This is a genomic window from Treponema berlinense (assembly GCF_900167025.1).
Lineage (GTDB): Bacteria > Spirochaetota > Spirochaetia > Treponematales > Treponemataceae > Treponema_D > Treponema_D berlinense.
This window is the reverse complement of the sequence record NZ_FUXC01000022.1, coordinates 1-9943: the sequence shown is the minus strand read 5'-3', so window position 1 is coordinate 9943 and position 9943 is coordinate 1. Positions and strand designations below refer to the sequence as shown.

General features: G+C 33.8%; 8 protein-coding genes. All 8 read right to left on the bottom strand.

Translation table 11 applies throughout. The annotated features are described in order from the left end of the window. Nucleotides 1-320: 320 nt before the first annotated feature. The gene (locus tag B5D47_RS11080; RefSeq protein WP_078931896.1) at nt 321-3197 is read right to left on the bottom strand and encodes a UvrD-helicase domain-containing protein; all 2877 of its coding nucleotides are present in this window, start codon (nt 3195-3197) and stop codon (nt 321-323) included. A gap of 153 nt (nt 3198-3350) precedes the next feature. After that, nucleotides 3351-3656 carry a helix-turn-helix domain-containing protein gene (locus B5D47_RS11075; protein ID WP_013701020.1) on the bottom strand — a complete coding sequence of 102 codons (306 nt, stop codon included), beginning with the start codon at nt 3654-3656 and terminating at the stop codon, nt 3351-3353. Next, nucleotides 3625-4005, bottom strand: a complete 381-nt coding sequence (locus B5D47_RS11070) for a type II toxin-antitoxin system RelE/ParE family toxin (RefSeq protein WP_013701019.1) — start codon at nt 4003-4005, stop codon at nt 3625-3627. The genes B5D47_RS11075 and B5D47_RS11070 overlap by 32 nt, the downstream gene beginning before the upstream one ends. A gap of 73 nt (nt 4006-4078) precedes the next feature. Then, nucleotides 4079-4456, bottom strand: a complete 378-nt coding sequence (locus B5D47_RS11065; protein ID WP_013701018.1) for a hypothetical protein — start codon at nt 4454-4456, stop codon at nt 4079-4081. Nucleotides 4457-4605: 149 nt separating this feature from the next. Continuing rightward, nucleotides 4606-7140 (bottom strand): hypothetical protein, encoded by a 2535-nt coding sequence (locus B5D47_RS11060; RefSeq protein ID WP_078931895.1) that lies wholly within the window; start codon nt 7138-7140, stop codon nt 4606-4608. 164 nt (nt 7141-7304) lie between these two features. Continuing rightward, nucleotides 7305-8396 carry an HNH endonuclease family protein gene (locus B5D47_RS11055; protein ID WP_078931894.1) on the bottom strand — a complete coding sequence of 364 codons (1092 nt, stop codon included), beginning with the start codon at nt 8394-8396 and terminating at the stop codon, nt 7305-7307. Continuing rightward, nucleotides 8396-9490 carry an adenine-specific methyltransferase EcoRI family protein gene (locus tag B5D47_RS11050; protein WP_078931893.1) on the bottom strand — a complete coding sequence of 365 codons (1095 nt, stop codon included), beginning with the start codon at nt 9488-9490 and terminating at the stop codon, nt 8396-8398. The genes B5D47_RS11055 and B5D47_RS11050 overlap by 1 nt, the downstream gene beginning before the upstream one ends. Nucleotides 9491-9634: 144 nt before the next feature. Continuing rightward, nucleotides 9635-9943: transposase (locus tag B5D47_RS11360; protein WP_143592707.1), on the bottom strand; the 309-nt coding region annotated here is incomplete at its 5' end.

Below are 9943 nucleotides of genomic sequence, written 5' to 3'. Positions count from 1 at the left end.
CTCCAACTAAATACAGGCTGTCAAAAACAGCTATGTTAATAGCAGCTTAATTTAAGGGGTATTTGGGACTGCACTTTTCTTGACTATTTCATTTTGATGGAGCAGAAAAGCAGAAAGAAAATGTAATACATAAAAGTACAATTGAAGCAACGAGTTTTTTCATAAAACCCTCCTAAGATTTTATTCTTGTCATTCAACGAATGACATTATTAATTTGTTGGAAGACTTTCTTATCAACGATAAGTGGCGCAGTACGCCATCAACCTAACAATGAGTTAAACCGCACAGGCCTTGAGCCTGTGTCGGCTTTGAACTTCTTGTTATGCTTTTTCCTTTTTATATCCTTTCGGAATATCTATTTTTGCAGCAGGTTCTGGAGTCAGATTATTCATTCGATAATAATCTTCATTCCAAATAATATTACTGCAACCTTTTCCATTGGCATTATAATTTGTGCAGCCTAAAAAATATCGCCCATCTTTTTGCTGGCGCGCAATTAAATATCCATCACATTTATCGCATTTTTGGATTGATAATTTTCCTGCTTCAATTTTATTCGTCATAAAATCACAAATTTCCGGATCGTTCATACAAATCCAAAGATTCAGTCCATAAGCAGTTTTTACTTTATGCTGAAGAGGATAACCACATATCGGGCAAGATTTCTTAAATGCACTGCCATTTTTTACTTCTTCGCTCCATTCTCCTTTTAACACCACATTTTTATAATCATGCTTTATTTCTAGTAAAAACTCAGAAGGATTCTCTTCTGGAGCAATAAAATACACTCTGTTTTTTGTTCGTGTCATGGCAACATAGAAAAGACGACGTTCCTCGGCGGCTTCAATAGAATCGTCTCGCTTTACAACATAATTCAATACTGGGTCATTTTCAATTTTTGAAGGAAAACCATAAGTTTCATTCTTTCCATTTATGACAATAACATTATCATATCCTAAGCCTTTTGATGCGTGGGCTGTCATAAAAGTAATTTTTAATTCTGGATGCTTTAAGCACTTAATCTTATTACCGTAATCTTTATATTCAAAGAGACTTGAGCGTTCCAAATTTTTCCCGTCAAAACCAAATCTTCCTAGCAAAAGAATTTCCTGTTTTTTAGAGTCTTTTCCCTCAACTTTATTGAATTCAATGATTTGTTCTATAGCGGTTTCAACAGACTTTGCCAGATTATAATTTGAATTTCCTCCAAATCTCTTTTGTTTGGAATCATAAGTGTAAATAATTACAGGGTCATTAATTGTCTTTGGGGACTTTAAGGTTTTTCTGATTTGTTCCGTATTTTTCTGAATAAAATTTCCGGCAATATCGATGACTTCCTGTGAATTGCGGTAGGTTTTTGTAATTTTCAAAAGTTCTGCATATCCCATGATTTCTGAAAACTTAGTAAATAGAGTTATGTCTGAACCGCTGAACGCATAAATTGACTGCCAGTCATCTCCAACAGCAATAATTTTTGCATTAGTAACGTCATGCAACGCTCCGACTAAATCAAACCTTTGGCGGGAAATATCCTGATATTCATCAACAATGATATATTTAAAATCTATCTGATCACTTACTGTTTTTGATTCTTTCAACAGCCTTGCCGATTTATTTATCATGTCCGAAAAATCAATTGCATTATTTTTGTGAAGATATCGCTCATATTCCAAGTAACATTCTTTACAAATACCTAAAAACAGTTTCGTCCTTACATTTTTTGTCTGAGTTCCCCACTCATCAAATTTTTCAACTGAATATCCGTTGGTCTTGAAATTTGAAATGAATCTATCTACAAGATTTATCAGTTTTCTGATATAACGACTGGAATCTTGATTGGAAATCTTTTGCATTACTTCCTTATTGTCACGTGGATTCAATACAAAACCAAATGATTCTAGTTTTTCTCTTAAATGCTCAAGCAGTTCCCGTCCATCATTATATTGTGAGCAGGTACAGATGAGATTTGTTCCATGCTTACGGTGAATTGCAACTTTATCCCGCATTGCTTTGTTATACTTTTTTAATTCTTCCGCTGAGTATCTGTTGCTGTAGCCATCTTCAGTTACGCCAAAATGTTCAATATAGGCTTCGTTTCCATTTTGGGTGATTTTAAAATCAGGAGTGTAAGGCTTTTTTGCTCCTTCGATATTATATTTATAGCAAGGCTCATACTCGTAATCGATGTTGTTCAAATAAAGGAAGTTTGCAATCTGAACCTCTTCCTGAGAACGCAAAATTTCATTTTGTATTGTTTCATATTTTTTAATTCTAGAATTTTTGATTTCTACTTGATAGTCAACTTCTCCCAGTTCACTTTTCATTGTAGAAAGATTTGAATTTGATAAATTGTTAAAAAATTGATTTTTATCTTTTACTTCGATTGGAGCGTCAAAATATGTCGCAAAGAATTTTATCAAATCATCAACAAGTTTTTGATTTTGTAAAACTGTATCTCTAAAATAGTCTTCCAGAACAAAATAGAGTTTTTCATTCTGTACAATATTCAGTTTCTCATCGTTTTCTTTATGTAAGATTGCATTTCCTGTTGAATGGAAAGTTGTAATGGGGCAATCTATTTTCAGCTGCTGATTGATTTTTTCTTTTAGTTCACCAACGGCTTTGTTTGTAAAAGAAACAACAAGTATTTCTTTTGGATTGATATTTTTCTTTTCCACAAGATATTTTACTTTTGCTGCAACTGTTGTCGTTTTTCCAGCTCCTGCACCTGCTATTACAAGACAATAATCTTCATCTGTAAGAATGACGCGACGCTGGTCATCATCCAGCATAATATTCGGGTCAACTTCTGATAATATTGTATCGAGATATTCTTTTTCTGATTCTAGGTTATTAATAATGAATTTCTCATTGTGCTCAGCAACAAGTTTTTTTATATCTGAGCAATTTTGAATTACAGAAACAACTGATTTCTCTAAAATACTGTTTTTTTTACAAAAATCTGATAGTAAATCATCAGTTTTCAATTGTTGAAAATATGATATTACACCTTTTTTTTCATCGATTTTCTTTAAGTATTCAGATTTTGCTATATATGAATTTTTAGAAAGTAATGAATCTATGATGGATTGTAATTGTAGAATTTCTTTTACTTTGGGATTATCTGAATGAGTTATTTGACTATTCTTATCAGAAGATGCTGTTTTACTTCCAAAAATACGATTAAAGAACGCCATTATATATACCTAAAACAAATTATAGCATGAAAAGACCATTTTCTTGCCTATTTTATATATAAAACTACCAGCCCAGTGGGCTGTGAGCATAACAATGGGTTGTACCGCAGGCAGCTTGACTGCCTGTCGGCTACGAACCTTTGTTAGGTTTTGCTACACTTTTAACAGTACTTTTTCCTGTTTCTTTGAAACAGCAAGTTTCGGGTATGTAATTATTTCTAAGCCCATTCCAAGACTGTCGAGATAATCTATTAAAGTAGATATTTTCATATCCTTTCTTTTTTCTATTTTTGAAACTGATGACTGAGTGAAGTTTTCCATTTCAGATTGTTTAATATTCATTTCTTCACGGAGTTGTGCAAGGCGGATAGACATAATATCCTGCTCGGCTTTTATGTGAGCTCTTCTTACAGCTTCGGGAGACATATTACTTTCCATCATTTTGATTGCATCTTTCATTTTCCAACTCCTTTTCATGTTTCTCTATGATTACTTCAGATTCAGCAATTAAATCTTTGTAAAAAGTCTTCTGATCTTTTCCTTTTTTATCTCCGCCGGTAAGCAGAAATGCATGTCTTTTTCTATCAAAATAATAGGCAACTCTCAGTACATGTTGTTGTGTCTGATTTCTTAATTCTTTCAGGTTCGTGTATTTTTTTGAACCATGAAGAGTATCTGAATATGGACGAGGAAGTTGGGGGCCGTACTGACGGAGTAAAAGAACTCTTTGTAATACGGCTTCTTTACTTTCTTCGTCCAAACTTAGAAACCAGACATCATATTCATCTGATGAATCAACATTCCACATGATTTTATTATATGAACTAAAGTGAATATTTGTCAACGTAAAAATGGCGGGCTTGACCCGCCTTATAAAAAATTTAGACTCGTTTATAACCGCAATAACATCGTTTATCATTGGCAGGATTCTGTGCTCCACAGAAAGGACATTTCCAATCTCCATTTTCAAGTACAGTTACTTTATTTTGCGGAGAAGAATCGTTTTTGCTTTCTTTGTCGAAATTTTCCGATTCTTCTTTTTCTCCTAGCAATTTACGCAACTTTAAATCAGGTAAGGCTAAGACATAAAAATAGCCGAATATTCCAAGCCAGATGCATATTGCAAAAATATGTTTTTTTGCAGGATCATATCCTTTTAAGCTTGCAACTTCACACATTTTTGAAGCCATAAAGCAAAGAATAATAATAGCTATTGCAATTGCAACTATCCAAGAAAACATTACGATTGTAAAATCCATGTAATTCCTCCGTGTATTTTTAAGAACCTTTGTCGGAAGATTTACCTTATCAACGATAAGTGGCGCTGTGCGCCATCAACCTAACAATGAGTTAAACCGCAAACCGGCTTGATCGGTTTGTCGGCTTTGAACTTCTTGTTATGCTATTTTTATGCAACAGTTTTATCTTCTAAAAGAAGTTTCATACCTTCTTCGATTTTATCAGGTGTGATTTTTTCTCTTTTTGAAAGAACAACTTGAACTTCTGCATTTATTAATGCATCTGCATATTCTTTTGGAGTTCCAGACTGATACATTGCTTGTAAAACTTTTGACATTTCTGAATTTCCAATTGTAGCAGAAACGATTTCATCAAATTCTTCTTTGTTGAAAGAATAAAGCATTACTATATCAAGGAATTCCTCTCTCATAATTTTAAACATTACAACTGCATCATCTTCAATGAAATTATCCATTATTTTCTTTGCAACAAAACTTCCAACAGCACCTCCAATCATACTGCCAACAACAGGAATCGGAATTAAAGTGCCTAGACCTGCTCCAATAAGACCTGCTGTATTAACAGTAGAATTTTTTATAAGCTGCTTACCTGAGATTTTTCCTTGGAATGCCTTACATACATCAGGTCCATATACAACAACAGCAGTAACAGCTCCACCAATAACCTGTCGGCCGTTTACTTTATCAAGTTTTACAGCTTTTCCAACCTTAGTTTTAGCAAGACCGCTGGAACTTATTTTTCCAGCAACCTTTTCTGCCCCTGTAAATATTGGGTTATTAACATAGCCGAAACTTTTGACAACTTGTTTTCCTGGCTCGCCAACCATAATTTTGGGAGCAAAAATATTAACAATTTTATCACGTGAAAGCTGCATAGTAATTGTATAAATGGCAGCACTTTTACCCATAACCTTTAAGCCAGAGAGTGTGCTTTGTTTTGCAGCTTCTTTGATATCTTGACCATGCCAAACAGCACTTGCAAAGGATAATGCAAATGTAATCCCAGCTCCTGGCAGTGAACATACAATACCTTGTGAAATATCGACTGCAATACCTTCAATTGAACCAGCAAGGGCTATATTGTTTGCTTGCGCATAAGTAAAATGTCCTTTTCGGACATAGTTCTTTGCATTATCAGGATTTGTTTCTCCTGGAACCTGTCCAGTTTTTATTCTCTTTTGCATTTCTTGTACAGCTTGATTATATTGATCACGTGGAACTTCAATTTGCATCATTGTTCCATCATCATTCAAATATAATGCTTGCTTGTGTTCAAAGACAGCACCAATAGATTCAGATGCACTTTTATAATATTTTGTTTGAATATTAACTCCATTTACATTTCTGTCTGCTCCATGTAGTTTCTGATGGCCGTTTTCAAGGTCTTGAGCAAGATTTTCAACTTTTTTACCAGTTAAACGATCTATGGCATTATTTCCATATTCAGCTGCATAGCCACCACCACGTGCTCCATTCATGTAATTCTTTACTTCATCATTGTAAATATGTGCATTTTGTGAAAGACCAGCTCCTAAACCGCCAATTTCGGCAGCTTTTGATATGTCTGTGACTTTTTGCTGTGTAGAAAAAGCTTCATCAGCATTCCTAACCGACGAGTCTTCATAAGATTCAAATGCTTCGTCTAAATCGTTTCTTACTTTGTCTTGTAAAAATGCAAGTGAAATATTTTCAAACAATTCCTGTTGTTGGATAAAACAATCAAAATTTACAGTGCAAAGATTTTTTTCAATTTCAATTATTTTAGGTTCTCCATATGACAGACCATAATCAAAATAAGTTTTATTTTCGTCGTTTGCTATACGCCATAAACCAGCATAAGGAATTTCAACATCATCTTTACCTTGTGAAGAGATATAAACTCCTTTTGATGTAACAAGGATACCATATTCTCTTAATTCATTTTCATCAGAACTTATTTTAGGAGAAAAATAAATAGGCTCTTCATCATCAAGATTTTTACCAAAATAAGAAATAAATGCTATAACTCGTCCATATGGGATGTTGTCTATTGTAAATTTATTTTTGTTTTTATCATTTTCTGCAAATTTTATACTTGCTGAAATAAGATTTTCTTCAATTTCACCTTCAGTTATTTCGGTTGCTTCTTTCAAACTCCATTTTCGCCAGTTTTCATAATATTCATAAAGTGATTTGTTTTCTTTTTTCCATTTTGAAATTCTTGAAAATGAATAAATGAAAGAAGCAAGTAAATAAATTATTCCCAAAAAATAAAAAAGATAAGAAACATCTTCTTCCATCCGTATACAACTAGGTAAAGCTAGAAAAATAAGGGCTTCAAGAGTTGTAAAGAAAGCAATTGCAATTGTCTTGTTTCTAATTTTTTTCTTTTCTATAAAGAAATCCTTTAAGTTTATGAATCGTTCTTTTCTTGAATACGGAATATGAATTGAGCATAAATATATAAATGATGGTAGACTACCTAAACTTAGAATGTAAAATATGAAACTTTGTATATGGAAAAGCTTTGCAAGACCATAAAAAATTTCGGTACATAAAATAATTGGACCAGTTGTTACAATTTTAATGATACCAAAAATAAAACCGAAAAGTCCTTTTCCTATTTTTAAGGCAAATCCTCCGATTTTTTTAATTAACCAAACTGCAATACAAATAATGATTACGCCAACAATCAGATATAACATTTTTTCTACTCCTCGTCGCTACAACCACCCCAGTGGGGTGTGAGCATAACAATGGGTTGTACCGCAGGCAGCTTGACTGCCTGTCGGCTACGAACCTTTGTTATGCCTTGTTACTACAAAAATATTTCTTTTAGCGGCAGCACCGACTGCCGCGTACAAGTAACTTACCTGTCGCTTTTTGTATTATTACACATACGGCAGAGCATTTGCAAATTCTCGTAAACAGTCTTACCGCCTTTTGACCATGGTATTATATGGTCTCCTTCCATTTCTGAAAATTCAAAATGTTCCTTACAAAACGGACATATACCTTTCTGTTCCTCATACTTTTTTCTTTTCATTCTGTCGTCAAATTCTCGCAGACTTAAATGACTTTCTTTTCTGTCAAAAAGGTAATAATAGATTCCTTTATGATTTGTTACTTCTTCATTTTCTATTAAAGATACAATTTCTTCTTCAAGTTTTTCAGGGTCAAAATCTTTGTCATTGTACTGATTATACAATGTTCCCCATTCGATGCCTTTCATCTCTTTTCTGTAAGTAGGGAACAAAGCTTTTACCCATGCAATTACCATTTGGAAATATACCCAAAGTTCATTTGCATTTTTGTCATTCTGATGCTTTCCCATGTAACTGCAAATCAAGGCATCATCTTTTCCGGCGTACCATTTTAAAACAGTTTCCAATAATTCCTGGCGGATTGGATTTCCGTTTACATATTTATCCGAAAGCAGTTTTGCCGCACAGTTTGATTTTGAGAAAATCTTTTTTGCCTCCGCCGTCCAAGTTCCTGCGTAAACAGCATTTCGAATTTCCTGCTCTGTAAGTTTTTCTCCAGCAATGTTGATTGTTTTGAACCAGCTCAATTTTTCACTTTCTGAGCCTTCACAAAAATACACCTGCAAATCATAGTTTAGAATCTGTTCTTTTTCATCAGGCTGTAAATTTGTAAAATATCGCATGTTATGAGAAAAATTGCCATTCACATAACGACAAATTGAAATTGTTCTTTGCTGACCATCCAATACTTCATAGCGTCCGTCTTCGCGGACAACCCAATACATTGTATTTAATGGGAAATTTTTTGTTACCGTATCCATTACGGCTTGCTGTTGATTATCATTATAGCAAAATTCACGCTGATAGGGCGGGCGAATATCAAGTTTTCCGCCATAACCTATAACACCGTTTTCGTCATTGTCTGCATAGCCGTTTACCAAGTCACGGACTTTTATTGTGTGAAGTGTAATTTTCATTATTGTTTCCTTTTGATTAGAATTCGTGCATAGATACTTTGGTAAAGTTCGCCAGTTTCGCAATCCTTAAAAGCCGCAGGCTTTTTGTCCGATTCTAAATGTTTCCTGTAAAGAGTTCCTTTTGCATTTACGGTATATTTTCCTGTTGGAACTCCGTTTTTATCGAGAATTTCCATTCTTCGCTCATTTGTAAATTCACAACTTCCAACTATTCCAAGCCCAACAATTTCAAATTGGTCGGGACTATATTTATCCAAAAAAGTAATCGGTACTCCAATAACACCGTCATAATCTATTGGAATATCTGTCGATACATCTACATTTATAGCATCATAGTTTTCATATTTCGGAAATTCTTCGGGGGAATAATTTTTGTATAAAACCAATTCTTCGTGTCGTTCATTGTAATCAATGTTTGTAAACCAACGAACACCTTTTACTCGAATATACTTTTTCCCATTTTCATCAGTTCTGCAACCTGCTGCGTTTAATGGATATGAATCTGGCACGCCAAATTCTCTGTCGCCACTATGTATTGAATAACCAAGCCAAAGTTTATTTTCTTTAATTAGAGCAAAAGTTTCTTTATACGATAATGCGTTAACATTTCCAAGAATAATAAATTTCTTTTCGTATTTTATTAATTGGGCAATATATTCTCTAAATAAGCTGAATGGCGGATTTGTAATAACTACATCTGCTTGCTTTAAAAGTTCAATGCATTCTTGACTTCTAAAATCTCCATCACCTTTCAATTCTTTTACTTCAATTGTAGAAAAATCTGTAGATGTTGGGTCGTTTGGATTTCCCGTGTATTCTATATAAACTGCTTTTTCACAATCGTTTTGACTGAAAAGATCAACTTCCTGATTTTTGTAGCAAGTGGTAATAATTTTCTTTAAGCCAAGTTCATTAAATTTTAAGGCGAAATACTTAAAAAAATTACTAATACGAGGATCATCACAATTACAAAGAACCGTTTTTCCTTTAAAGAAATCTTTGTAGTGATTCATTTCTTTTTCTATATCTGCTAACTGCGTATAAAATTCATCAGCTTTACTTTTTTTAGCATTATCAAAACTTTCAGAGGCCATACATTACTTCCAATATTTTTTTGGAGAAATGTGTATGTCCAAAAATTTTTAAATACTAAAAATCCTACCGCCCCAGTGGGGCGTGGGCATAACAATTGCTCCTATGATATTTGTCAATAGCAAGGAACTCCTGATTCCATAATTTTACGATGCTTTTGATAAAGCTTCAACTGCAAGTTGTGATATTGAAGTTGAAGGTCTGTTTTCATATGATGTTCCTGTCTTCAGCAACGTGTACATCAACTCTGCAAGTTTTCTTGCTACAGCCACAATTGCAATTTTTTTTCCTTTGCTTTGAACCTGCGTCATATATAGATATTTTTCCCTTAATGCTCCGCTTCCTTTTGACCTTACATGTGACCATGCCGCCAGTATAAGGAGAGAGCGTAAGTTTCTGTTCCCGCATTTTGTTATATGACCAAGCCTGCAAATTGTACTGGACATATCAAGCCG